15 protein-coding genes and 6 pseudogenes are annotated in these 25,724 nt (G+C 66.9%); 10 read left to right on the top strand and 11 right to left on the bottom strand.

The genetic code is table 11. The annotated features are described in order from the left end of the window. The first annotated feature begins 403 nt into the window (after positions 1-403). From T428_RS24715 to T428_RS24710, 5 genes and pseudogenes are all read left to right on the top strand, one after another. Positions 404-1,530: pseudogene (locus T428_RS24715) on the top strand (FAD-dependent oxidoreductase). A gap of 249 nt (positions 1,531-1,779) precedes the next feature. Continuing rightward, entirely contained in the window at positions 1,780-2,220 is a 441-nt protein-coding gene (locus T428_RS0100685) for a flavin reductase family protein (RefSeq protein WP_425411983.1), read from the top strand. A gap of 35 nt (positions 2,221-2,255) precedes the next feature. Then, positions 2,256-2,975: a pyrimidine reductase family protein gene (locus T428_RS0100680; protein ID WP_025734967.1), complete on the top strand. Its 720-nt coding sequence runs from the start codon at positions 2,256-2,258 to the stop codon at positions 2,973-2,975. 217 nt (positions 2,976-3,192) lie between these two features. Next, positions 3,193-3,537: a hypothetical protein gene (locus T428_RS0100670; protein WP_025734966.1), complete on the top strand. Its 345-nt coding sequence runs from the start codon at positions 3,193-3,195 to the stop codon at positions 3,535-3,537. Positions 3,538-3,667: 130 nt separating this feature from the next. Next, positions 3,668-5,432, top strand: a pseudogene (locus tag T428_RS24710) (serine/threonine protein kinase PknE). A gap of 16 nt (positions 5,433-5,448) precedes the next feature. On the opposite strand, the gene T428_RS0100660 reads toward T428_RS24710, so the two are convergent. Next, the gene (locus T428_RS0100660; RefSeq protein ID WP_025734965.1) at positions 5,449-7,221 is read right to left on the bottom strand and encodes a patatin-like phospholipase family protein; all 1,773 of its coding nucleotides are present in this window, start codon (positions 7,219-7,221) and stop codon (positions 5,449-5,451) included. 658 nt (positions 7,222-7,879) lie between these two features. Between T428_RS0100660 and T428_RS24705 the strand changes: the two genes are divergently transcribed. The 3 genes and pseudogenes from T428_RS24705 to T428_RS24695 form a co-directional block, all read left to right on the top strand. Next, positions 7,880-8,938 (top strand): adenylate/guanylate cyclase domain-containing protein, encoded by a 1,059-nt coding sequence (locus T428_RS24705; RefSeq protein ID WP_245604678.1) that lies wholly within the window; start codon positions 7,880-7,882, stop codon positions 8,936-8,938. 173 nt (positions 8,939-9,111) lie between these two features. Next, positions 9,112-12,137, top strand: a pseudogene (locus T428_RS24700) (MFS transporter). A 231-nt stretch (positions 12,138-12,368) separates the two neighbouring features. After that, a pseudogene (locus T428_RS24695) lies at positions 12,369-14,002 on the top strand (serine/threonine-protein kinase); the annotation flags it as partial. A 283-nt stretch (positions 14,003-14,285) separates the two neighbouring features. Here T428_RS24695 and T428_RS0100635 read toward each other — a convergent pair. The 3 genes and pseudogenes from T428_RS0100635 to T428_RS24685 all read right to left on the bottom strand — a co-directional run bounded on the left by T428_RS0100635 (position 14,286) and on the right by T428_RS24685 (position 17,463). Beyond that, positions 14,286-14,681: a hypothetical protein gene (locus T428_RS0100635; RefSeq protein WP_025734963.1), complete on the bottom strand. Its 396-nt coding sequence runs from the start codon at positions 14,679-14,681 to the stop codon at positions 14,286-14,288. Between the two features lie 12 nt (positions 14,682-14,693). After that, positions 14,694-15,146, bottom strand: coding sequence for a hypothetical protein (locus T428_RS24690; protein WP_036466767.1), 453 nt, complete (start codon positions 15,144-15,146; stop codon positions 14,694-14,696). Positions 15,147-15,288: 142 nt separating this feature from the next. Then, positions 15,289-17,463 (bottom strand): annotated as a pseudogene (locus T428_RS24685) (glutamine synthetase III family protein). A 37-nt stretch (positions 17,464-17,500) separates the two neighbouring features. Here T428_RS24685 and T428_RS32490 point away from each other — a divergent pair. After that, positions 17,501-17,683: a hypothetical protein gene (locus T428_RS32490; RefSeq protein ID WP_156942813.1), complete on the top strand. Its 183-nt coding sequence runs from the start codon at positions 17,501-17,503 to the stop codon at positions 17,681-17,683. Positions 17,684-17,890: 207 nt separating this feature from the next. Then, positions 17,891-18,574 (top strand): cysteine peptidase family C39 domain-containing protein, encoded by a 684-nt coding sequence (locus T428_RS0100620; protein ID WP_025734961.1) that lies wholly within the window; start codon positions 17,891-17,893, stop codon positions 18,572-18,574. Here T428_RS0100620 and T428_RS32485 read toward each other — a convergent pair. From T428_RS32485 to T428_RS24670, 7 genes and pseudogenes are all read right to left on the bottom strand, one after another. Continuing rightward, positions 18,558-18,824: a hypothetical protein gene (locus T428_RS32485; protein ID WP_156942812.1), complete on the bottom strand. Its 267-nt coding sequence runs from the start codon at positions 18,822-18,824 to the stop codon at positions 18,558-18,560. The genes T428_RS0100620 and T428_RS32485 overlap by 17 nt on opposite strands. Before the next feature lie 97 nt (positions 18,825-18,921). Further along, positions 18,922-19,686: a class I SAM-dependent methyltransferase gene (locus T428_RS0100615; protein ID WP_025734960.1), complete on the bottom strand. Its 765-nt coding sequence runs from the start codon at positions 19,684-19,686 to the stop codon at positions 18,922-18,924. Between the two features lie 420 nt (positions 19,687-20,106). Further along, the gene (locus T428_RS0100610) at positions 20,107-21,132 is read right to left on the bottom strand and encodes a (4Fe-4S)-binding protein (RefSeq protein ID WP_025734959.1); all 1,026 of its coding nucleotides are present in this window, start codon (positions 21,130-21,132) and stop codon (positions 20,107-20,109) included. 21 nt (positions 21,133-21,153) lie between these two features. Beyond that, positions 21,154-22,753: pseudogene (locus T428_RS24680) on the bottom strand (tetratricopeptide repeat protein). 120 nt (positions 22,754-22,873) lie between these two features. Then, the gene (locus T428_RS24675) at positions 22,874-24,334 is read right to left on the bottom strand and encodes an MFS transporter (protein WP_036466764.1); all 1,461 of its coding nucleotides are present in this window, start codon (positions 24,332-24,334) and stop codon (positions 22,874-22,876) included. A 156-nt stretch (positions 24,335-24,490) separates the two neighbouring features. Further along, positions 24,491-24,712: a hypothetical protein gene (locus T428_RS0100595; RefSeq protein WP_025734958.1), complete on the bottom strand. Its 222-nt coding sequence runs from the start codon at positions 24,710-24,712 to the stop codon at positions 24,491-24,493. A gap of 104 nt (positions 24,713-24,816) precedes the next feature. Beyond that, positions 24,817-25,527: an SDR family NAD(P)-dependent oxidoreductase gene (locus T428_RS24670; RefSeq protein ID WP_156942811.1), complete on the bottom strand. Its 711-nt coding sequence runs from the start codon at positions 25,525-25,527 to the stop codon at positions 24,817-24,819. Positions 25,528-25,724: the final 197 nt, after the last annotated feature.

Here is a 25,724-nt window from a genome sequence, read left to right as displayed (position 1 = left end):
TTCGGTGACCATTGCGCGCTCCGGCTGGCGGGCGGGCCGCTGGCTAATGCTAGTGGCCATGCCGGCAGGCGCCGGTGTGGCAGACGTTAAGGTCGCGACGCCGGCCCGGCGCCGCGATCCGGGAGTCGAACGCGGTGCCGATCGGCTCGGTGGACCGCCAATTCGCGTGCGGCGCCGGGGTTCCGCCCAACCGCCCAACCGCCCAACCGCCCAACCGCCCAACCGCCCGCACGGCCCGCTCCGCACGAAGGGCCCAATAGAACGTGTTACAGTTTGCCGATTCCGGGCGGCGATCCCCTGGCCGCCGGGCGGTTCAGGCGAGGAGGCCCGCATGGATTCCAACGCCGGCCGCGTCCGTCTCAGGTCACGGAAAACCCTTGCAGCAGAAAACGAGCTCGGTGTAGTGGCGCCGCGCAAACGCGTCGTGGTTGCGGGGCTGGGAGACGTCGGGTTGCTGACCGCCATCCGGCTGGCCAGGCACGCCGACGTCGTCGGCATCTCGGCCAAGCCCGCGCTGGTCAGTGGTCAGGAACTCGGGGTGCGGATCGCACGCCCCGGCGATTGGGCGCGCGACTACTGGATTCCGTTCGACCGGTTCCGCGGTTTGGATCGCGTGCGCACGGTCCAGGCCACCTTGACCGGCGTGGACCTGGCGTCTCGCACCGTGTTCGGCCACCGCGGCGATGGCACGACGATCGCCGAGGAATTCGACGCGCTGGTGATCTGCACCGGGGTGACGAACGGGTTCTGGCGTCAACCGACCATGCAGTCGGCCGCCGAGATCGGCGCCGACCTGCACGCCGCGCACAACCGACTGGCCGGCGCCAACTCGGTGATCGTCGTCGGTGGCGGCGCGGCGGCGGTCAGCAGCGCGGTGAACATGGCAACCACCTGGCCGGACAAACGGATTGACCTGTACTTCCCCGGCGAAGCCGCGTTGCGCGGCTACCACCCCCGGGCCTGGAAGCGGATCCAGGCGCGGCTCGTCGAGCTGGGTGTGGGCGTGCACCCCGGGCACCGCGCGGTGCTCGCCAACGGCTGCGCCGGGCGGGAGATCACCAGTGAGCCCGTCAGCTGGAGCACCGGGCAACCACCGGCCACCGCGGACGCCGTGCTCTGGGCGATCGGCCAGGTCCGACCCAACACCGGCTGGTTACCGCCCGAACTGCTCGACGAACACGGCTTCGTCCGCGTGTCGCCCGAGCTGGAAGTGCCGGCCATCGCGGGGTTTTCGCCGTCGGGGACGTCGCGGCCAGCGATCCGCTGCGCAGTTCGGCGCGCAATCGCGGGGATTCCTTGGTGGCGCACAACATCCGTGCCGAATTCAACGGCCGGCGGCTGCGCACCTATCGCACACCGGGACGACGCTGGGGCTCACTGGTGGGGATCCAGGCCGATGGGCTGGAGGTCTTCCTGCCCACCGGCCAGGCATTCCGGCTGCCCGCCTGATCGGTGCGACGAATCGTGATGCCGGGGCTGGTCCGCTGGGGCATGTATCGCGGGGTGCGGGCAAACGACCCGCTGCGCTAATCGCCTGTGCGCGTGAAAGTCTGTGCGCGTGAAAGTCTGGTGATTCACCGGCAATGCCGCAAGAACCGGGAGTCTCGGCCCTGCTGAGCAGCCGGAACCGCGCAGTCGGCCGCCGTTGGGCGCGATGTGATTCCAAATCGCACCGAATGGGAGATGTGATTCCAAATCGCACCGAATGGGAATAGAAAGCGGGTGAGCGAGCCGGGAGTCAGTGCGTTCGAAAAGTTGGTGGCGCTGCTCAACTACCCGATGTTCGTCGTCACCACGCAATCCAACGGCATCACCGCGGGCTGCTTGGTCGGCTTCGCCTGCCAGGCCAGCATCCGTCCCCCGCGTTTCTTGGTGGGCCTGTCCCCGCAAAACCACACCTTCCGCATCGCCGCCGACGCAACGCATCTGGCAATACATGTGTTCGATATCGAGCACATCGACCTCGTCGAACTGTTCGGCAGCCAGACCGGCGACGAGACCAACAAATTCGACCGTTGCCGGTGGCATCGCGGCCCGGCGCAGTTACCCATCCTCGACGATGCGGCCGCCTGGTTCGTCGGCCGGATCCTCGATCGCGTTTCCCTGGGTGATCATGTCGGGCACCTGCTCGAACCGTTAAGTGGCGACCCGCCGAGCGAAGAGGAGCAATGGGTGTCCTTTGACGATGTCCGCTCGCTGGACCCGGGCCACGAGGCATGACGGCGTCCGAGCAACACCGCAAGCAGTCGGACCCGGTGCGGGATTCCCCTCGCGTCGGCACGGTCCGCGACATCGCCGAGCTCGCGTCGTTCTACGCCGAGCCCCCGGACGGGGTGCGCGCCAACATGATCTACAGCGCCGACGGTGCGGCCGTATTCGGCGGTCGCGCCGGGCCGCTGTCGAGTCGGACCGACCAGGAATTGCTGAAAACCCTGCGTACATTCGCCGACGTCGTACTGGTCGGCGCCGCCACCGCACGCGCGGAGAATTACGGCCCGGTGCAGCTTAGCGAGACGCAGCAAGCCGAGCGGCAGCGCGCCGGGAAGAGCAAACCGCCCCCGATCGCGGTGGTCAGCCAAACCGGCCGACTGCCGACCCGGCTGGTCAGCGACCCGAGCCAGCCGCCGCTGTTGGTGACCTGCGCGCAGTCCGCGGCGCTTCACGATCGCAGCGGCGATCAACGCTGCGGGGTGCTGGTGGCCGGCGAGGACACCGTCGACGTCACCCAGGCGATTGCGCTGCTGCACGCGCACGGGCTGTCCCGGGTGCTCTGCGAGGGTGGACCGACACTGTTCGACGAACTCGTGGACGCCGATGTCGTCGTGGAGGTCTGCGTAACGCTGGCCCCCAAGCTCGCCGCCTGCCAGCCGGTGGGTCATCGCCGACAGCCATCGCGATTGGCGCTGCCGGCCGCGTTGCGACTCGACCACGCGCTGGTCTGCGACGACTATCTGTTCTTGAAGTATCGCCGCTGATCACGGTTGCCTGGCGGTTCCGGCGCGGATCTGCTGCGATGGCGCCGTCCGCGGTGCTGTGTCACGGTGGGTTGATGTGGCGACGCAAATCCCGAGTAGGCGTCAGGTTTCGGTGCGGTGACACACGTTCAAACGGTCGTCGAATTGCCTGTGCGACATCACGTTGCGGCCACCTCCGGCTATCTTCTCGCACTTCCGGAAGAGGACCATCGGCCAAGTGAGCAATTCAGACGACGACGACGGCGGCTACCGCAACATCGCGGTGAACGGACTGCGGCCCAACGAACTTCGCTGGGCCCTTAACCACGATGCGGTGCACGGCATCGCGTACGCGTTCAAAAACCCTGTCGCGGTGGCCAACTCCAGCGACGATCCCGACGACGAGCGAAAGACCTACTTGGTGCGGATCAAACGCGACCAGTTGGCCACCGCGCTGGGAAACATCAACGAATGGATCGTTAACAATCCCGGTACCGCCGGGATGCACGCCTATGGATTCCTCCGGGCGCTGTCGCGAGAAGGCCTTGGCGAACGCCACGCCGGCGACGAGGAATGTCACTGACCGACGGCCGGCCGCGCGCGTTTTCCGTCCCGGTCGGGCGCATTGCGGAATTAGCTGGCATTCTTTCTGTTCACCGGGCCCCCGGTTGCCCCAAACTATTAGCCTTATGCCTAGCACAGAGGAGTAGGCGATGGGTGACACCGCGGGTTCGCGGGAGGGCTCGCAATTCGGGCCCTATCTGCTGCGACGGCTGGTGGGTCGCGGCGGGATGGGCGACGCCTACGAGGCCGAGGACACGATCCGGGAGCGCGTCGTCGCCCTGAAGCTGATGTCGCAGACGCTGTCCAGCGATCCGGTGTTCCGCACCCGCATGCAACGCGAGGCCCGCACCGCGGGCCGGCTGCAGGAACCCCACGTCGTCCCGATTCACGACTACGGCGAGATCGACGGCCAGCTCTTCGTGGACATGCGTTTGATCGACGGCCTGGACGCGGCCATGATCCTGAGCCGGTACGGACCGCTGACGCCGCCGCGCGCGGTGGCAATCGTGCGCCAGATTGGCGCTGCGCTCGACGCCGCGCACGCGGCCGGTATCACACATCGCGACGTCAAACCGGAGAACATCCTGGTCAGTAAGGACGACTTCGCGTACCTGGTCGACTTCGGGATCGCCAGCGCCACCTCCGACGAGAAGCTCACGCAGTTCGGCACCACGGTCGGCACCTTCAAGTACATGGCTCCGGAACGGTTCAGCGACACCGAGGTCACTTACCGCGCCGACATCTATGCCCTGGCCTGCGTCCTGTACGAGTGCCTGACCGGATCTCCGCCGTACAAGGGCGATCAGGTCAGCGTGATGAGCGCGCACCTGCACCAGCCGATCCCACGGCCCAGCGTCACCCGGCCCGGTATTCCGGCGGCCTTCGACCAGGTGATCGCGCGCGGCATGGCCAAGGACCCGCTGGACCGGTACGCCACCTGCGGCGATCTGTCGGCGGCCGCGTACGCCGCCCTGGCCACGCCCGATCAGGGACCGGGCGACCGACATCTTGCAACGCAGCCAGGCTGCCGAACTGCCGGCCGTGTTCGCGGGCCAGGCGCCCATCGGTTTCGCGGCCACTCCCCCTGCGACGGCGAACCAGCCCACGGGCTGGCCTCCGTCGGGAACCGGGATGCCCGCTCCGCCGAGCGCGGGCTGGCCCGGCGTCACCGGCTGGGGCGAGGGGTCCGGCGTCGGGACGGGTTGGGCACAGCCGGCACCGCGGCGCGGACGCAACGCGTGGCTGTGGGTCGGCCTCGCGGCTTTCGTCGTGGTGGCGCTGGTGAGTGCGGTGCTGCTGGTCGCCCAGCCCTGGCGCTCGTCCTCGCCGAAACCGTCCGCGGCGCCCGACGCGGTCGAGCTGCGCGTCCTCGACGACGGTGTCTTGGTGGGCAGCTCCGCGGCACCGACCACCATCGACATCTTCAACGAACCCATGTGCCCACCCTGCGGCAGCTTCATCCGGTCGAATGCCGGCGACATCGAAACCGCGGTCAACAACAAGAAACTCGCCGTGCGCTACCACCTGCTGAATTTCCTCGACGACAAATCGCACAGCAAGAACTACTCGACCCGCGCGGTGGCGGCGACGTACTGTGTCGCGGCCCAGAACGACCCGAAGCTCTACATGAGCTTCTATTCGGGGATATTCGCCAACAACTTCCAGCCGGCCGAAGGCGCCCCCGAGGATCGAACCGACGGCGAGCTCGCGCAACTGGCCAAGACGGTCGGCGTCGACGCCGACGCGATCAACTGCATCAAAGCGGGTGACGACCTGGCGACGGCCAAGGCCAAGGCCGATGCCGGCGACACGACGCTGGCCGGGTTGAATGCCTCTGGCACACCGTTCGTCTGGGACGGCAACAAGTCCATCAACTACCAAGACGCGACCTGGTTGACCAAGCTGCTCGGATAGTCCGCGCGTCAGACCGTCAGATCATGTTCGCGACTTGAGGATCGGCAGTCGTCCCGACCAGGTGCGGATGCGCTTCCAGCACAGTCCGCGTCGCGATCCGTCCGGCTTCCACCGCGGCATCGATCTTCTTGAAATCCAGCGGACCGATCGTCGAGATATCCGGCTCGACGATGGCCGCGATCCGGGGCAGCTCGTGCAGGTTGCCGGTGGAGGCCGCAAGGTCGACGGTGCGCAGCAGGGTCTCTTGCAGCGGCGGCAGCGCGACATCGGTTCCGGTGAGTAGCCGCCGGACGAACCCCGGCGGCTGAACGATGGCAGGCAGCAATCCAAAATTCTTGGACGGCAGGAACTTTCGTCGCAGATCGACGCAGATGACTTCGCCGTCGCCGTCGGCGCACATCACGTCGGCCGGCAGGTTGTTCAACAATCCGCCGTCGATGAGCAGGCGCTGGTCATGCTGCACCGGCGGAATGAGGCCCGGGATCGAGATCGACGCGCGGACCGCGAGCGCCAGCGATCCCCGACGATGCACGATCTGCTCGCCGGTGATCATGTCCGCGGAGACCGAGAAGAAACCCTTCGGCAGATGCTCGATCACCGTGCTGCCGAAGACCTCGTCGAGCAAGCGCTCGATGCGCGTTCCCCGGGTCAGCGCGATCGCGGGGACCGTGTAATCGCCGAGTGGACTGGTGCTTCCGACGAATCGGTACGCCGCGTCCGTCGCCTCGTCGGCCGTCATCCCCTGCGCGAAGGCCGCCGCGGCGATGGCGCCGGCACTCGTGCCGCCAAAGCGGTCGATGACGATGCCGGCCCGCGTGAGCTCCTCGTAAACGCCGAAATGTGCCAGCCCCCGCGCGCCGCCACCCGCGAGCACCAGCCCGAAGGACCGGCCGGCGATTCTGCGGGCCACGGCGGCGATTCCGTCGGTGTCGCCGGGATGATGCGAGACCGGCTCCAGCAGATCCCACCAACTGGTATCGGCTTCGGTCAGCGTGATCAGGTGCACGTGGCCTTCGGTGTCCAGCCGATCGAGCTCGGCCGGCGGCTGGGCTTGGTCCACCAGAACCACGAGTCGATCGCTTTGCGCGACAACGTATCGCCGCCACAGCTCGCCCGATCCCCGGTCGGCCACCACCAGCACCCAATCGTGGCTGCGCTCGGCCCGGTCGAGGGTTTCCGCGAACGCCTCGACGAGTTCGGCGTGCGCCGTGACCGCGGCGGTTCTTTCGGCGGGCGGCGCGACCACGGCGATCGAACCGAACGCGCCCAGCCGGGTCGCGATCGCGTCGACGACCGGTGCCGCGAGCGCGTAGCCGGTCGAGACGACACCGATGACCCGCGGCGCCGAAGAGATGTTCGCCGACCGCGAGTCGCGCAGCATCCTCGCCATCGCCTTGACCATCGCCAACTGCAGCTGCGGGGTGCTGGCGAGCACCTCGCTGAAGATCTCGCCGGCAATCCGCCAGACCACGCCGTCACGCAGCGCTTGAACACCGGCCGAGCGTTCGGTGCCGGAAATCACCCCGAGGTCGCCGACGGAGTCGCCGGCCGCCATCTCGCGGATCACCTGTCCATCGGCGCCGACGGCGGCGAATCGTCCCGAGTCGATTACGTAAATGGCGTCCGACGGCTCGCCCAGTCGAAACAGCCATTCATGGGCCGGGATATGCAGGCGATCCACCGCGCTGGCCAAGTCGTTGAGTTGCTTGGCGTCGATGTCGGCCAGGATCGGGACATTCCGCAGCGCCTTTCGCGCATCGGCGACTCGCCACTCCCGCCGAGTACTCATGGAACGACGAGATCGGACGGATGGATGGCGCGCGGGACGGCAAACGGGTTGGGTGAACGCATGATCTTCCTCCCCGGCACTCCAAAAGGGTTGAGGTGCCGGTTAGGAGCTTATCTTCCGGCCAAGTGCCTTTCGAAAATTCCGCCGGCTCTCAGACGCGAAACCAATCCCCCGTTTGCCGCTGTCAACGCCACGGACTCAACGAAGCTTTCGGCAGCCAATATTACAGTGCCCGTTGTGCAGCCGAATTCTCTTGGGACAGAATCCAACCCAGCCACGAAGCGATCCCCGAGCAAATCACGAATGGCGCGAGGACGAAAGCATCGTTGATTAACCAGCCATTTACCCCCGATTTCGCACATGTAGGCCATTTCAAGATTTCCGAACCCGCCGGGGCGGTTTCCGGTAATGTCCGCAGCGTCACCAATCGCCGGCACGAAGGACAGCCGTTGAGCTCGAAGGACCAGCGAGTCAGCGGGATCGCGGCGAGCTTATTCACCGGGAAAGGCAGCGTATGGGTGACGATTGGCGGACTGGCGCCATACTCCGGCCCATGACAGCGTGCCATGAGACCGCGGCGACGTCGTCACTGCGGAGGAGCATTGGCATTAACCGACTTTCAGTTGGGCGGTCTGACACGGCGAGCAGCGAGGCAAGCATGACTTCCTTCATGGAGCTGCCAGGGCAGCAGCCTGGCAGGCCGCTGGCGTATCTCGTCTTGCAGGACAGCGGCGTCGAGTACCGGGTGCCGATCGTTGATCAGTTGTTCATCGGCCGTGAATGCGCGCGGATCAGCGAGTCACGCAGACTGGTGATCCGCGATCCCGAAATCTCCCGGACCCATCTCGAAATCCGGTTGGATGCCGTCGCGGATCAGGCTTTCGTGATCCACACCAGCACCAACGGGACCCTGCTCAACGGCATGCGGTTGGAGCGAGCGGTTCCGCGTCGGATCCAGCCCGGTGACGAGATCCGGATCGCCGATGCGGCATTCACCTTCCGCTCGGAGCGCTTCACCGCCGTCAACGCCGCGATGGCGCCGGGGCTGACCCGAATCAGCCAGGCCGCCATGGTGATGGTGGTCGGCGACATCATCAATTACTCGACGATCTCCGAGGTGACCGAAGAAGAGGTCATCGCGCAAAGCCTGCACACGTTGTGGCATGAGGTGGGCGACGTGTTGCACGCCCATCACGGCACGCTGCACCATTACGCCGGCGATGCGATATTCGCGATCTGGGAGGCCAACAGGTTCCCGGATGCCGCCGAACGGGCGATCGATTTCTCGCTCGCCGCCAACCGGCTGGTCGGCGAGCTCGGACCACGACTGCCGTTGCGCAGCCCGGACGGCGCGCCCATCCGGATGGGCTGGGGCGTGGTCGTCGGCCGGGTCGCGCTGGCGGCGATGACCAGATCGGTCGAGGCGGTGATCGGCGACTCCACCAACGTGGCGTTCCGACTGGCCGGCCTGGCCGGGTGCCAAGGGCGCGCGTCGGTGATGGTGACCAGCGGGGTACGCCGCACCGTCGAGTCACAATTCGCGTGGGGTGAGGGCGAGGAAGTCGAGCTCAAGGGGCGCAGCGGGAAAGAGACCGTATTTCCGGTCCTCGGCCGCGACCCGACCGGCGACTCGACGACGTTACCGGGGAGAACCGGGTCTGATTCGGGTGGCAGTGCCGAGTCCACCGCGGAAATGCCCATCCGACAAGTCGACTGAGCCGCCCGCCGGCTTTACCCCAGGGGTCAATCATGGATCTCGGAACATCCCGTGCGCAGGGCCTATCCGGCGCCACCGACAAGAGGGCAACGGAAAAGGCTGCCACGAACGGTAATACGAAGACCACGCGTCAATCGCTGGGCCCGCTCACCGTGCGCCGCCAGCCCTCGTCGATGGCCGTGCTCCTGGTGGCGGCGTTCGGCGCCTTTCTCGCCTTCCTCGACTCGACGATCGTCAACGTCGCATTCCCGAATATTCAGCAGTCCTTCCCCACCTATCCCATCGGCAGCCTGTCCTGGGTCCTCAACGCGTACAACATCGTGTTCGCGGCGTTCCTGGTCGCGGCGGGCAAGCTCGCCGATCTGCTCGGTCGCAAACGGATGTTCATCTGGGGCGTGGTGCTTTTCACGGCGGCGTCGTGGCTCTGTGCGCTGGCCACCACCGTCGAGCAACTGGTCGCGTTCCGGGTCCTGCAGGGCATCGGCGCGGCGCTGCTGGTGCCGGCCTCCCTGGCTCTGGTCGTCGAAGGCTTCGAGGTCGCGCACCGTGCGCACGGGGTGGGATTGTGGGGCGCCGCGGCCGCGATTGCGTCGGGTCTGGGCCCGCCGATCGGCGGGGCGATCGTGCAGGTGTCCGATTGGCGCTGGGCGTTTTTGGTGAACGTGCCGCTCGGCGTCGTCGCGGTGGTGGTGGCTCGCCGCGAGTTGGTCGAGAGCCGCTCGCCCGGACAGCGGCGCGTGCCCGACCTGCGTGGGGCGCTGCTGCTCGCCGCCGCGCTCGGCCTGTTGACCCTCGGTTTGATCAAGGGGCCGGACTGGGGCTGGTCCAGTGCCGGCACGATCGGGTCGTTCGTGACCGCGGCCGTCGCCCTGGCCGGCTTCGTGCTGAGCTCCCGATTCCATCCGGCACCGCTGATCGAGCCCGCCTACTGCGGGTGCAGTCCTTCGTCGCGGGAAACGTCCTGACGATCACCGCGGGTGCCGGCTTCTACGGCTACCTGCTCACGCACGTGCTGTTCCTGAACTACGTGGGGATACAACCTGCTCGAGACCGGCCTCGCGGTCGCCCCCGCGGCACTGGTCGCCGCCGTCGTGGCGGCGGTGCTGGGCAAGATCGCCGACCGGCGCGGCCATCGCACGATCGTCTTCGTCGGCGCCCTGATCTGGGCAGCCTCCTCTGGTACATGCAGCGCGTCGGGACGCATCCCAACTTCGTGCGCGAGTGGCTGCCCGGGCAGCTGCTGCAGGGACTCGGGGTGGGCGCCACCCTGCCGCTGCTGGGCAGTGCCGCCCTGGCCCGGGTGCCCAAGGGCGGCAGCTACGCGACCGCGTCGGCGGTGGTCAGCAGCTGCCGCCAACTCGGCGCCGTCATCGGAATCGTGCTGCTGGTCGTCCTGATCGGCACACCGGCGCGCGGTGGGGCCGCCGAGGCGCTGCGCCGCGGCTGGGCGATGGCCGCGGTCTGCTTTGTGGCCGTGGCCGTCGGAGCGCTGTTCCTGGGCCGCACCGGTCAGGTCGCCACTGCCCCCGTTGTTGCCAAGCCGCCACCGAAAGTCGAACCGCGTTCGCACGCAACGGCGGTCGCGCGGCACGAGCAGGTGCTGGCGGTCGACCACCGCGATGAAGATCTGCTGGAGAGCCTGCCGCTGTTCCCCGGCCTGGACGCCGACGCTCTGGCCGACCTGCCAGCCAGCGCCGAGGAGGTAGACCTCACGGCCGGCTCGTATCTCTTTCACGAGGGCGACGCCGCCGACTCCCTGTACGTGGTGTGTCACGGCCGCCTGCAGGCGGTGCAACAGGGCGTCGCGATCCGCGACCTGGGCCGCGGCGAGGTGATCGGCGAGCTGGGACTGCTCACCGGCGCACCCCGGTCCGCGGCCATCCGCGCGGTGCGCGACTCCACCCTGATCCGGCTGACCAAGTCCCAGTTCGACAGCATCGCCGATGTCCGGGTGCTCGGTGCGTTGGTGCGTGAGCTGGCCACCCGCCTGCATCAGTCACCGCCGCCGGCGACGTCGAGTCTGACCTCCTGCGACGTGGTCATCGCGGTGGTCGGCGTCGACACCGACGCGCCGGTGACGATGGTGGCCCACGAATTGGTGCACCTGCTGTCGGGTTACGTCCGCGCGGTGCGGCCCGGCCGCGTCGACCGCGGTGGGCTGGAGCGCGCCGAGCGGGCCGCGGACAAGGTGGTGTTGCAGGCGGCGGTCGACGACGCCGAATGGCGGGACTTCTGCCTGCGCGTGGCGGACCGGATCGTGCTCGTGTCGGGTACACCGGCGCCGCCCGTCGATCCACTGCCCGAGCGCGCCACCGGCGCCGACCTGGTGCTGGCCGGGCCACCCGCCGACCGAGAGCACCGACGCGCCTGGGAACAGCTGATCACGCCGCGCTCGGTTTTGACGCTGCACTCCGATGGTTCGGCCGACGATTTGCGGCCGCTGGCCGCGCGCCTTGTCGGGGTGCTCGAAGAGCTGGAAGCCGCCGGGGTCGTCGTCGACCGGTTCGCCGGCACCAGCATGGGTGCGATCGTCGCGGCGCTGGCGGCCAGCGGGCTGGACGCGGCGGGCGTCGACGCTTACGTGTACGAATACTTCATTCGCACCAACCCGATCCGGGACTACACCGTACCGGTGAAGGGGCTGACCCGTGGGCGGCGCATTCCCGCGCTGTTGCGTCGCGCCTACGGCGAGCGGTTGATCGAGGAACTGCCCAAAGAGTTCCGCTGTGTCAGCGTCGATCTGCTGGGGCGGCGCACCGTCGTGCATCGCCGGGACCCGATTGCCGACGCCGTCGGGTGTTCGCTGCGGCTACCGGGTATCTTCCCGCCCTACGTCTATGGCGGCACACTGCACGTCGACGGCGGGGTGCTCGACAACCTTCCCGTCTCGACGCTGTCGAGTACCGAGGGCCCGCTGATCGCGGTCGCGGTCGGATTCGGCGGCGACGCGACGGTGTCCACCACCGAATTCAACGGTCCCCCAAAAGTTCCCGGGATCGGCGAAACCCTGATACGCACGATGATGATGGGCAGCGGGCTGGCCGCCGCCGCGACACTGGCCCAAGCCGACGTCGTGATCCGGCCCAGCACCCGCGGCGTCGGGCTGCTGGAGTTCCATCAGATCGACCAGGCCCGCGAGGCCGGCCGCGCCGCGGCCCGGGAGGCGTTGCCCCAGATCCTCGCGCTCGCACACCGCTGAGCGTGGCTTTACCGGAAGATGCTGCGCCGGAACACGTCTCGCGGAGCGCCCACGCCGGTGCTGGCTGAAAGTCATCGACCGGCGCCGGCGACCGGTAGCACGAGCACGCATGCGTCCCCACGATGTTGTAGTTTTCGAGCGATGACAGTGGTCGGGCTCGACCGTCGTGGTTGCCAGACCGTGAATAGGAGTCAGCGATGACCGGGGCCGCAGGGCTCGCGGTTGGGGACGATGTTCGGCCCCTACCACCTCAAACGGCTGCTGGGCCGCGGCGGCATGGGCGAGGTCTACGCAGCCGAACACACGGTCAAACAGTGGACGGTGGCGCTCAAGCTGATGTCGCACGCGTACAGCCAAGACCCGGTGTTTCGCAAGCGGATGGAGCGCGAGGCCCGCATCACCGACCGGCTGCTGGAGCCCCACGTGGTTCCCATCCACGACTACGGCGAAATCGACGGGCAACTCTATCTGGAGATGCGCCTGATCGAGGGCATCGACCTGGGCACCCTGCTCGAGCAGGAGGGGCCGTTGGCCCCGCCGCGCGCGGTGGCCATCATCCTCCAGGTCGCTGCCGCACTGGATGCCGCGCACACCGCCGGGGTGACGCACCGCGACGTCAAGCCGCAGAACATTCTTATCACCCGCAACGACTTCGCCTATCTCGTCGACTTCGGCATCGCCAGCGCGAAAACCGACGAGAAGCTCACCCAGCTGGGCACTGCGGTGGGGACCCGGAAAAACATGGCACCCGAACGGTTTTCGAGTGACGAGGTGACTCCCCGCGCCGACGTGTACGCGCTGGCGTGTGTGCTGTACGAATGCCTGACCGGGGCGCCGCCGTATCCCGCAGACAGCACGGGCGTGCTGGTCACTTCGCACATGATGGAACCGATCCCGCTCCCCAGCGCGCACGGCTCGGGCGTGGACAAGGCTTCGACGCCGTGATCGCCGGCGGCATGGCCAAGAATCCGATCGAGCGCTACGCCACCGCCGGCGATCTGGTGGAGGCCGCACACGATGCGCTGTCCCGGCCGGAGCGCGACCGTGCCGCAACCATCCTGCGCCGCAGCGAAACCTCCGTGAGGCCACCGGACGCCGCGCCGAACGCGGCGGCTGCCGCACCACACACGCGATACAACCCGCTGGACTCGGCCGGGCCCGCCACCGAACCGGACAGCCCGCCACCGCCGCCGCCGACACTCGTGGACAGCGGCGCGCCGCCAACCGCCGAACAGCGGAGTCCCGCCGGATCGGATCGGCCGGCAACACCGGGCAACCGCGGTCGCTGGCCGCTCCTGGTCGCGGCCGGCGCGGCTGTCGTCGTCGCCATCGCAGCGGTGGGCATCTGGCTGTCGCTCAAACCGTCCGCCTCCCCGCAGCAACCGCCCAGGGCGGGCGGCGTGAAGACCACGGCGCCGTCCAGCCCGGGTCCCAACCCGGACCAGGCGCGGCTGATCAGCCTGCTACCGCCGGGCTACCTGGCCGGCACCTGCACGCCGGCCACACCCGAATCGGGCAGCATCTGGACCAACGCGGTGGCGATGGTATCGTGCGGGCAGAACACTCAACCCGGCGGCCCCAGCAAGGCCACCTACGGCCTGTTTCCCACCCCGGACCGGCTCAAGAAGTCCTTCACCGACGCCATCGCCAACGTCAGCCTGGTGAACTGCCCCGGGGAGGGCGCCTCGCCGGTGAGCTGGCACTACGACCAAACCCCCAACGAGACGGCGGGTTTGATCGCGTGCGGCACCTACAATGGGCGCCCCGACGTGATCTGGACCAACGACGAAAAGCTCATGCTCAGCGACGTCGCGGGCGACCCCGCCACCGTCGAGGACCTACACACCTGGTGGGACGCCTACGGACCTGGTGGGACGCCTACGGCTGATCACCCGGCCGACTGCACCGGGACATACGCTGCCGGATTCGGCGACACCAGCGCCGAGAGACGGTTCAGGGACACGGACGGATCGGCGCCGCCGAGGTCGATCCCGGCGAAGGTTTTCGCGTCGACCCGCACCCTGATCAAACACGGTCGGGTCGGTTGACCGGTGCTCGGATACGGTGTTTCGACGACGCCGTGGAAGGTCACCACCTCGACATGGTCCTCGTCGTCGAGCGCGAAGACGGTCGCCAGCGATAGCAGAGTCAGCTGGGCAATGGTGGTGGCGTACAACGCTTTACCTGCCCCGCCGGTCGCGCCGTCTCGACCACCGTCTCGCGGCTCTTGATATACCGGTACGCCTTGGCAGCCGGGACGACGGCCACCGTGGGCAGTTGGTATTCGACCGCCAATTGGCGCGCCGCCGGCGCGTACTCGACGGTGGCCTTCGGGGTGATGCCACACGGCAACGGCATTGCCGTCAGGACGGATTCGACCTGGGCGGCCAACTGGTCCGGCGCCGCCGTCGACGCGTCGGGCAGCTGCCGCAAGCCCGCTCGCAGCAGACCGGTCAGCGCGGCAATTTCGAACTCGATTTTCGCGTTCTGTGCCTCGACCTGGGCGGCCACTCCGTCGATGTTGTAGATATCGCTTTCCAGCACGACACCTTTGGGCTAGCAACTGAGCTGCCTTTCGCGCCGGCGGGCCAGCTCGGCGGCCTTGGCACGGGCTTCGGCGGCCTGCACCGCCGCATAGAGCGCCTTGGTGGTCTCGAGTTCTCTCAAACGTTGTTGCTCGCGCACCGGGTGCCGGCGGCGGGCCAGCTGGTACTGGTAGCGGGCATGCCCCAGCTGCCGCTCGGCATCGAACGGCCGATCATAGCCCGGCGGCTGGACAAAGTCCGCCAGCCGCGGCACCGGTTCGGCGATCTCGAGGTAGTGGATCCGCATCGCGCAGGTTTCGGCGTTCTCGCGGGCTTTGCTGACGGTGTAGTAGTTCTCCAGCATCTCGCACGCCGACTCCCAGTTCTCGATGCTCGCTCGCCGCGAGGAGCGCCATAGGTTCCAGAGCGCCTGGTATGCCTCCAGTTCGGCGGCACGACGCCGGCCGTCGTCAAATGGCCCCATACTCTCCCCTGACCGGGTGACTTTCTCCTTTCAGAACTTAACGTGTCAGGTGCGGCCTGTGCAGCGGGCAGCCGAAGTCGCCGGGCGTGGGAGCCGCGGATTATCAAGCTCGCGCGGACGGCCCCCACGCCCGACGACGGATTCACAGGATGTAAAGCATCTCCTGATAGGTGGGCAGGGGCCACAAGTCGTCGGCCACAACGCCTTCCAGTGTGTCGGTGGCGGTGCGCACCGCTTCCATCGCCGGCAACAGCGCTTCCTGGGCGTGCGTCGCCTCCTCGAGGGCTGATTGCGCCGAGCGGTCCGACAGGGCCGCCTGCAACGTCGCCAGCGCCGCGGACAGATCGGCCAGCGGGGCCGAGACCGCTTCCAACGCCGCCGTGTCGGGCTGTATCCCGGCTTTCTTCATCGTCTCGACGTTCTGCGCGAGTTCGGTCTGGTACCGAATTGCGGCGGGCAGGATGACGGTCGTCCCGATCTCCAGCGCCAACTTCGCCTCGACCCCGATCGTCAACGCGTACTGCTCCAGGCGGACCTCGTAACGGCTGCGCAGCTCGCGTTCGTTGAACACCCCGTATTTCGCGAACAACTCGACCGCGTCCGGTTTGATCAGCTCCGGGATGGCGTCCAGGGTGGTCTTCAGGTTCGGCAGGCCCCGCTCGGCCGCCTCGATCTGCCAGTTCTCCGAGTATCCGTCCCCGTTGAACACCACCGCCCCGTGCTCGGTGATGATCTCGGTGAGCAGCTTCTGCACCGCCTGATCGAAGTCTTCCCGTCCGCGACAGCCTGCTCGAGGATCGTGGCGATGTAGTCGAAGGAGCCGGCCATGATCGTGTTGAGCACGATCATCGGAACCGCCACCGTCTGACCGGAACCGGGTGCGCGGAACTCGAATCGGTTGCCGGTGAAGGCGAACGGGCTGGTCCGGTTGCGGTCACCGGCGTCGGTCGGCCGCGGTGGCAGGGTGTCCACACCAATGATCATGGTGCCCTTGCCCTTTGACGACGTTGCCGCGCCCTTGGCGATCTGCTCGAACACGTCGGCGAGCTGCTCGCCCAGGAAGATCGAGATGATCGCGGGCGGCGCCTCGTTGGCACCCAGCCGGTGGTCGTTGGTGGCCGACGCGACCGAGACCCGCAACAGCCCGGCGAACTTGTGCACGGCGCGGATCGCCGCCGCGCAGAACACCAGGAACTGGGCGTTTTCGTGCGGGGTGTCGCCCAGAACCAGCAGCGACCCCAGCTCGGAATTGCCGACCGAGAAGTTCACGTGCTTGCCCGACCCGTTGACGCCGGCGAACGGCTTCTCGTGGAACAAGCACTCCATGCCGTGCTTCTTGGCGATCGTCTTGAAAACCGTCATCAGCAGCTGCTGATGGTCGGAGGCGATGTTGGCCCGCTCGAACATCGGGGCCACCTCGAATTGTCCGGGCGCGACCTCGTGTGCCGGGTCTTGGCCGGGATACCGAGCTTGAACAGCTCTCGCTCGGTGTTCATCATGAAGCCCAGCACGCGCTCGGGCACCGCGCCGAAGTAGTGGTCGTCGAACTCTTGGCCCTTCGGCGGCTTGGCGCCGAACACCGTGCGACCGGCGTTGATCAGGTCCGGGCGGGCCAAGAAGAAGTGGCGGTCGACCAGGAAGTACTCCTGCTCCGGGCCGCAGAAGGACACCACCTTGTTCAGGTCCTTGTGCCCGAACAGGGTCAGGATCCGCTCGGCATGGATACCCATGGCCTGCTGGCTGCGCAGCAGCGGCGTCATGTAGTCCAGTGCCTCGCCGGTCATCGAAACGAAAACCGTTGGGATGCACAGCGTGTTGCCGTTCGGGTTCTCCAGGACGTAGGCCGGGCTGGTCACGTCCCAGCCGGTGTAGCCGCGCGCCTCGAAGGTGCTGCGCAACCCGCCGGAGGGAAAGCTCGAGGCATCGGGCTCGCCCTGGATCAGCGTCTTACCCGCGAACTCGGCGAGTGTCTGCCCGTCGGAGATCGGTTCGAGGAAGCTGTCGTGCTTCTCGGCGGTCAGTCCGGTCATCGGGTAGAAGACGTGCGCGTAGTGGGTGGCGCCCTTTTCCAGCGCCCAAACCTTCACGGCCACCGCGACCGTGTCGGCTACCGCCGGGTCGAGTTTTGCGCCCCTCTCGATTGTGGCCACCACCGACTTGTAGACCGACTTGGGCAGCCGCGCCTGCATCTCGGCCTTGGTGAAGACGTTGGAGCCGAAGACCTCGCCGGGGGTTTCACCGGGCGCAAAACTGACGGCCGGGGGGCGTATGCCTCTACGTTGTTGATCGCCTGCAGGCGCACCGCGTTTCCGCTCAATGGAGTTCCTATCGCTGAGGGGGTCCACGTTCTTCGCGTGCGGAAGGTGGACCGCCCCACCCTAGAAACCTTCGATGCCAAACTTGTTACGCATGCGTCAACGGTGCGCTTCCTCGGTTTCAAACAGGAGACGGCCGCCGCGAACTCGGTGCGATCGGCAGCACGAACAGCCATAACGGCCGACCACGGCATGATTTCCGGTGCGCCTGAAGACAATTAGAGCACTCGGTCCGCCATGCCGGCCGGCGACACACCCCGGCGGCTTCGATGACACCAGCGCAGCAGCGCGGTGTCAGCGCCGCAACTTTTCGGCGTGTTCGTCCACGAATCTGACCGACGTACCGTTTAATGCTCCCGAGAGGGCGACCAGTAACCCTTTTCACAATACCGTTGCGCGCCGCCACCGCGGCTCGAGAAAAGGACGACGATGGCCCGCACCCTGACGACGAAGGTCGCCGCGGCCGCCCTGTTATGGGCCACCGCCGCAACATCGGCGTTCGCCGGCGCAGCCGCGGCCCATGCCACCCCGGGCCCGCCGGCGCCGGACGCCGACCACGAGGTGGGCATGTACGGCGACCCGGCTGCCGCCGCCCCCTATTGGCGCCGCCAGCACTCGTCGGACTGCGGCGAGATCGCGGTCGCCGACGTCGTCGGCGAGCTCACCGGCCGCCAGCCCACCGAACGACAGATCACCGCCGTCGCCGAAAACATGCCGGGAGCAACGGGTTCCAAACCGATCTGGACGCCACCCGGCAACACCGACATCAGAGATCTGCCACTGCTGCTCTGGCACTACTGGGTCAGGGCCGACAACATCCAGACCGATCTCGGTGCCCTACAACAGAATCTGGCCGACCAGCGCAAGGTGATCGCCCTCGTCAACGCCGAGACCATCTGGAACCGCCCCGGCAACCGGAGCGTCGGCAACCACTTTGTGGTCGTCACCGGCGTCGACACCAAGGCCGGTGTGGTACATCTCAACGACAGCGGTATCGACACCGGCCGCGATGAGCAGATACCCGTCGCCGTTTTCGAGCGGGCGTGGGCGCCCAACCACAACTCCGCGGTGGTGACCAGGGGAAGCCAAACCCGTTTCAGGACAGGGTTTTGATCGCATCCGACGCGACGACCGCAGATCCGCGCCGACGGTTGGCGAGGCTGCACGACTCGCCCAATTCGGGCCCATAGGTGGCCGCACCGCACTCGCATTCCCAGCAGACGTGCCGGCCGCAGGAACACGGAATGGTGGCCACGATCATGTGTCCCGGCAACAGCCAGTGACCACGTGCACACCGTTGTGGTGGTCTGTCCATCCATTGCGTGCGCGCACCGTGCACCAGCTCATTGACACGAACACTCACGGCCACCACCCTCCCATCGGCACCGGCGCCAAGCCAGGGTGGTGAGTGAATCGTTATCGTCTCGTTGACCGTGTCGTTGCTCGCGAATCCGCGCCGATCACTTCTCGAGAGTGATCTGGTTGACATCGATTTGGCCGGTGCGCAGGGCGTTGGCCCGGCCGGTCAGGTAATGCAGGTACCGCTCGTAGACCTCTTCGGACTGCAGCCGGATGGCCTCGTCCCGGCGCGCCTCGAGCGCCGCGGCCCACAGGTCGAGGGTCTTGAGGTAGTGCGGTTGCAGCGGCTCGCGCAGCGTCAGGGTGAAACCGGCACCCGTCGCGTGCTGCTCCACCGGATCGATCGACGGCGGGCCGGTGATGGTGTGCAAGAACATGACGCCGTCGTCGGGCAGGACGGCGTAGGCCATTTCGAAGAGGTCGTTGTAGCGGTCGAACCGGCTCTGCTCGAACGCCCCGATGGACACGATCCGGTCGACCGGCTCGGTGAACTCGTCCCAGCCGCCCAGCAACACCCACTTGCTGCGCTCGGTGTCCATCTCGTCGAACATCTTCTGCACGTGGGCGGCTTGATCGCAGGACGTCGTCAGGCCGACGACGTTGACGTCGTACTTCTCGATCGCGCGGCGCATCGTGGTGCCCCAGCCGCAGGCGATGTCGAGCAGTGTCATGCCGGGCCGCAGATCCAGCGCCGCCAGCGCCAGATCGATCTTGGCGATTTGGGCCTCTTCCAGCGTCATGTCGTCGCGCTCGAAGTACGCGCAGCTGTAGGTCTGGGTCCGGTCAAGGAACAGACGGCAAAAATCGTCGGACAAGTCGTAACGTACGTGTGCGTCGTCGACGTTCGGGATCAATCCCTGAGTCATGCTTGCGTTGCCTTTCCGGACCCAGGGTCCCCCGCGTGACATCTAAAGTTTGCACATAGGTACCCGGGCACGCGCGTCGCAAAACCACATTCATAGCTAGTTCTCAGCTGTGAGCAGCGCTTTTACCAATCCTTGCGCTTGCCGATGAATTTCTGCCGGGCCACCGGTCGGACCGTTGAGTGCACAACTTCCAGAGCAAAGGTATGGATCCCATGTCACGCCCTGCCGCCCGTCGTCGACGCCCGAACCCGGCGCGCCGAGCTCGACGGACTACGCCAGCGCGAAAGGGCCGCCACCCGGTTGGCTGGACTCCCCCGATCGCCCGCGCTTACGGAAGCGCGGGCCGACCGCGAGACCGTAACTGCCGACGCGGCTACTCGGGAAACCGGTCGCTGGTTGCAGTTTCGCGAGAAATCGCGACTAACGCCGTCCGCCGTCGACGACCTTCACCTGCTTGTGCGGAAAGCGGCGTTCCGCGCACTCCTTGGCCGTGGAGTTCGGCAACACGTACAGGGTTTCCTTCTTGTCCTGCAACGGTTTTAGCACCAGATCCATGAAGCTCTTGCGGTTGTCCAGGTAGGGCTCGATCACGTCCTCGCCGGCCGGGCACACCGCCAGGCAATAGGCTGCCTTGTAGTTGGGCTTTAACGACAGGCTCTGCCACATCGAAGCGTTCTCCGAATCGGTTACCCGCGAACGGAAATCGGCCGCGTCGGTACTGTCGGCGACGGTCTGCACCCAATCGGTGAAGCCGCCCATTAACTCTCGGTAGTTGTGCGTCGAACACGCCAGCCAGTCGAAGCTGCCGTCCTTGCCGATCGCGCCGACCAGGCAGGCCGCCACGCACAGCTTGCATTCCAGGCACGGGCTGTAGTCCAGCGGCTCCCCGTAGCTGCTGATCGGGGTGTCCACCAGGATCGTGCCCAGCAGGATGAAGTTGCCGAATTTGGGGTGAATCACGTTGCGGTGGATGCCCATGAAGCCGAGGCCCGCCACGACGGCGACGGGTTTGTGCGCCACCACCCAGATCTGGCCGGGGCAGTTGTCCATCTCCATCGGAAAGGTCGCCGACGGGTTGAGCACCCGGTGGCCGGCGTCCTGCAGTCGGCGTACGATGCGGTGGGCCGCCTCGTTGAGCAGCTCGCCGCCGCGGTGAAACTCCTGTTTGGCGACGCTGCGCGCGGTCGAGCGGCTGTTGTCGCGGTTCATCTTGACCACCAGTGAGATGTAGCTCCTGGTGCCCGGCAGCGCCGCCTGGACGTGCTCGACCTCCGAGGCCCGATCGGGATTGTCGACGCTGGCGAACGCCACGTCGTCGACGCCGGCGCCCACGCACAGCTCGCGCAGCCAATCCGCGTCAAGCACTTCGGCTTTCTTTGTCCGGCGTGACCGCACCCGTCGCACGGTGGGGTGTTCCGCCAGTCGAACCGGAAGTTTCTCGGCCATGCTAGATATAGTACACAATACCTAGCCGGTGGTGGTGTCGAGCCGGCACGCACAGGACGCGGTGATCGGAACGTCGGCGTGGGCGCGCGCCAGGGTCAGCTGCTGGGAGATGATCGTTGCCTCCGCGGTGCGGCCCAGCCGCCGCAAACACTCGTGGTAGCCGTGCAGGCTCCACACGTTGCCCGGGTGTTGGCAGCACCGGCGCGCCGACGGGTCCAAACCGAGATCGGCCGCGTACACCTTCGCCGCTTCTTCCACGTGCCCCTGCTCGAGCAGCAACGCGCCATAGGCGTGGCGGGTCGGCTGCATCCAGCCCTACGGTTCGTCGTAGGGGAGGGCGTCGTCGAGTTCTACCGCGCGGCGAAGGTGCGTGAATGCCGAGTCGAATTGCCCTTGGCGGTAAGCGCTTTCACCGTCGAGCATGGCGGCGGCAACCGCTAGGATGTCACGGCTGGTGTTGTTGAACAGATACCGTGACGCGGGAATGCGGGCGTAGGCCGCGGCGAACGCTTCCCGCGCGGCTTCTGCTTGCGGCAGCTGCCCGGTCGCCGCATGGGCAATGCCGCGACCGTAATGCACCGTCGCCGCCGTGGTGCAGTACAAGTCCTGGTCGGCGGGCAGCGGCTCGGCGATGAGCTCGTCCCAGCGGCCGAAGCGGATCAGCACGTGCACCCGAAGCGGCACGAAAGCCTCCAGCCAGTCGGCCATCGGCGGTGATTGGATCGACAGCACCTCCGGGGTGAGCTGCTGGGCGAGCTCGTCGGCGGACCGCAGCGCGACGGCCGACTGCCCGGAGAACATCGCCGCGTACACGACGAAGTGGAGGTCGTGCGCGCGGTAGGCCGAGTAAAAGTTCAGTGCGCCTTGGCGTTCGAGGAACTTGCGATCCGCACGCACGGCCGCCAAGTTCGACACCACCGCGTTGCGGTAGTCGCCCCACAGCACGTCGATGTGGGTGGGCATGTGTTCGAAATGGCCGGCGTCGGGTGCCAGCCCGCGCAGCAGGTCGGCCGCGGGCAGTGCCTCCTCGGGGTGGGCGGACAGCTCCATCGTGTGCAGATACAGGTGCAGGATGCCCGGATGGGCACGGCCAACGGAGGTCGTCAGCGCGGTCTGCAGAATCTGGTTGGCCTCCAACACCCGCGGCTCCGGCGCCGGCTCGCCGGTGCAGGTGTCCCACAATGCCCAGGCCGTCGCATTGACCAGCGCATCCGCCGCCAAGGCCGCGACGTCCATGTCGTGCGGGTAGGCCGACGCCAACCTCGACATCGCGTCCGCGTACGCCGCGTTCCCGTCGGCCAGCGCCGCCATGTCGGCGATGTCGACGGCGGGAAAGCGGACGGCCAGGGCGTCGATCAGGTCGCGTTCGGTGGCCGTGGCACGGCCGCCAACGGCCAGGTGGAGCTCCTCGCGAGCCCGGGCCAGTGACGCCGCCAGATCGACGGGATCGAATGCGTCCCAGGCCTTGTTGTAGTTCGTTGTAGTTCGGCCCGACCGAGTACGCGATGCCCCACCGCGCGATCGCCAGGCCCGGATCCGCTTCGAGCGCGCGCTCGAAGCACCGCACCGCCTCTTCATGGTTGAACGCATAGGCCCACACCATGCCGCGGTCGAACCACATTTGGGCCTTAGCCGAGGTCGTGTCGACGGACCGATGGTAGGAGTCCAGGTTGTAGTAGGGTTCGACGTCGCACGGGACCGTCACGCCGCCGACGATAGCCCCGGTGCGGCCGGTCCGCTGCTATTCGTTCACCGCGGCGGCCACCGTCAGCGGCAGCGCCAGGTCCTCGAGGGCGCGTTGCTCCGCCGCGATGCCCAGCCACAGCTCGACCAGGCCCGCGACGGCCATCACGATCGCCCCGATCAAAAACGACCACAGCACCTGACCGCTATCGCCCGAATTGATCAGCTCGCCGAACAACACGGGACCGGTGATGCCGCCGATCGCGGTACCCACCGCGTAGAAGAACGCTATCGCCAGCGCCCGGGTCTCCATCGGGAAGATCTCGCTGACCGTCAAATAGGCCGCGCTCGCCCCGGCCGAGGCCAAGAAGAACGCCACCGCGAGCACGACGATGAAGGCCCAGACACCGCCGGTCCGATCCAGGAACAGCACACCGAGCACGACCGCGATCACGGCCGACCCGAGATAGGTCGCGGTGATCATCGGTTTGCGGCCGATGGTGTCGAACAGCCGCCCGAGAATGAGCGGGCCCAGGAAATTACTCAGCGCCCACAAGATGAAGAAGATTGGCACTTTTCCGGAAGGGACGCCGTAAAAGCCGCTCAGCAGCGTGCCCAGGTTGAACGTCACGCCGTTGTACAGGAATGCCTGACCGATGAACAACGCGAGCCCCAGGACCGCGCGTTTGGGGTACAGCCGAAACGCCACCCGGGCAATCTCCACGAATGAAATCGCGTGGCGCTGACGAATTCTCAGCGGCTCGCCCTCCGGCTCGGGCAGCGGTTGTCCGGTTTCTCGCTGCACGTCTTGCTCGATCTCGCCGACGACCTGCTCGGCTTCCTCGTCACGCCCGTGAATGAACAGCCAGCGCGGGCTTTCCGGAACGTTGCGCCGGACCACCAGGACGAAGTTGCCGAAAATGGCCCCGATGCCGAAGGCGAGTCGCCAACCGATGTTCGCCGGGAAGTTCGAGGTGTCCAGCAAGACCAGTGCCCCGGCGGCGCCGACGGCCGAACCTAGCCAGTAGGTGCCGTTGATGATCAAATCCACCCGGCCGCGCACTCGCGCCGGAATCAACTCGTCGATCGCCGAATTGACGGCCGCGTATTCACCACCTATGCCGGCGCCGGTGAAAAAACGAGTGACGAAGAAATACCAAGGCGCGAAGGCAAATGCGGTCGCGACGGTGGAGACGAGGTAGACCGCCAGGGTCAGGATGAACAGGTTGCGGCGTCCGAACCGGTCGGTCAGGTGACCGAAGAACAACGCGCCCAGGCATGCCCCGGTGATGTAGATCGCCGCCGCGTACCCGATCTGTGCGGGGTTGAGCTCGATCCCGCTGCCCTTCTCGGTGAGCCGGGCCGAGACGTTGCCGACCATCGTGACCTCGAGTCCGTCGAGGATCCACACGCCGCCGAGCCCCACCACGACGCGCCAGTGAAACCGCGACCACGGCAGGCGGTCCAACCGCGCCGGAACATGCGTCGTGATCGTTTTCGTCTGCGCGCCTGAGCTCATGCCGTCTCCGTTCTGGGTGGATAGGAAAACTACCCCCCGCCAGCGCGTCGCATGCCGCGGAAAGCCTGGCGTCCTGGCGGACCCTACCAGCCTGGTCAGTTCACACCGATCGCTCCAGCCCGGCGTATGCGCCCATGGCGCGGGGCGGTCCGGCTCTCAGGTCGACGGGTGGGCGTGGGCGACCACCGGGGGAAACTCGGGCCGCAGCGAGGTGTTCGGATCGTCATGCTCGATGCGTGCCCACTGGTGGGACGAGAAGTACCACGTCCACTTGCCCGTGGAAGGACCGATCTTGAGCACCGCGCCATCGGTGTCGAAATGAAGTTCGTCCCCGTACGTGATTTCGGTGCCGTCTGCCCAGGTCACTGTGAAAGACATGCGGGCACGCTACCCGGCAGACCTATCCAGCGTCTGTATAAAGGCCGACAATTTATTTCCTCTTATTTCCTCCCGCAGTGGCCGCGGGCGTGGTTGGGATGCTGTTAGCCCGCACCCTTTCCGTTGTCGACCCGGTATACGGCGCCGTGGATGGCCGATGCGGCGTCGCTGGCCAGGAACGCGACCACATTCGCGACGTCCAGCGGCTGCATCATGCCGCGCGGTGAGGCCGACCGCAGGATCAGGTCGTAGTTGGGATCCTCTGGCGCGGTGAACTGTTCGATCTGCGGGGTGAGCATGCCGCCGGGACACACCGCGTTGACGCGCAGCCGATCCGCGGTGTACTCCACCGCCAACGCCCGGGTCAGCCCGACAAGCCCATGCCTGGCAGCGCAGTAGCCGGCCGAGTAGGCCTGGCCCTCGACCCCGGCGATCGAGGCGACGTTGACGATGTTTCCGCCGCGCTGCAGCAGCTGCGACAGGGCGGCGCGGCACAGGTAGAACGGGCCGTTCAGGTTCACGGCCAGATCTTGTGTCCAGTCGTCGTCGGTCATCAACTCGGTTCGGCGCATCTGGTGCTTCCCGGCGATATTGACCAGCACGTCGAGACCGCCGAACTGCCGGACGCACTGCTCGACCGCGTCTTTGCAGGCCTGCGCCGAGCCGACGTCCACCGATGCGTAGGAACCATGCTGCACGTCGCCGAACACCTCGGCCAGGCGTGCGGTATCCCGGGCGATGCCGAAAACCGTTGCGCCCTGGCGGGAAAACAGCTTGGCGGTTTCGGCGCCCAGGCCCGACGACGCACCGGTCATCAACGCGACCTAGTTTAGCAGTGCTGTCATACCAGTCCTCTCGAGCCGCGATCGCACCCACGCCGCGCCGCGGCATGCGACTAGTAAATCAACTCCCCCCACCGCCACATCCACCAGGGGCCCGGCCGACGTCACACCAGGCTGGTGCGCCTCGACACGACCGTTACGCTGAAGGCGAGAATTCAAGCACCTCAACG

Source organism: Mycobacterium genavense ATCC 51234 (assembly GCF_000526915.1).
GTDB lineage: Bacteria > Actinomycetota > Actinomycetes > Mycobacteriales > Mycobacteriaceae > Mycobacterium > Mycobacterium genavense.
Note: the sequence above shows the minus strand (reverse complement) of the source record. Positions and strands in the feature narration are given on the sequence as shown.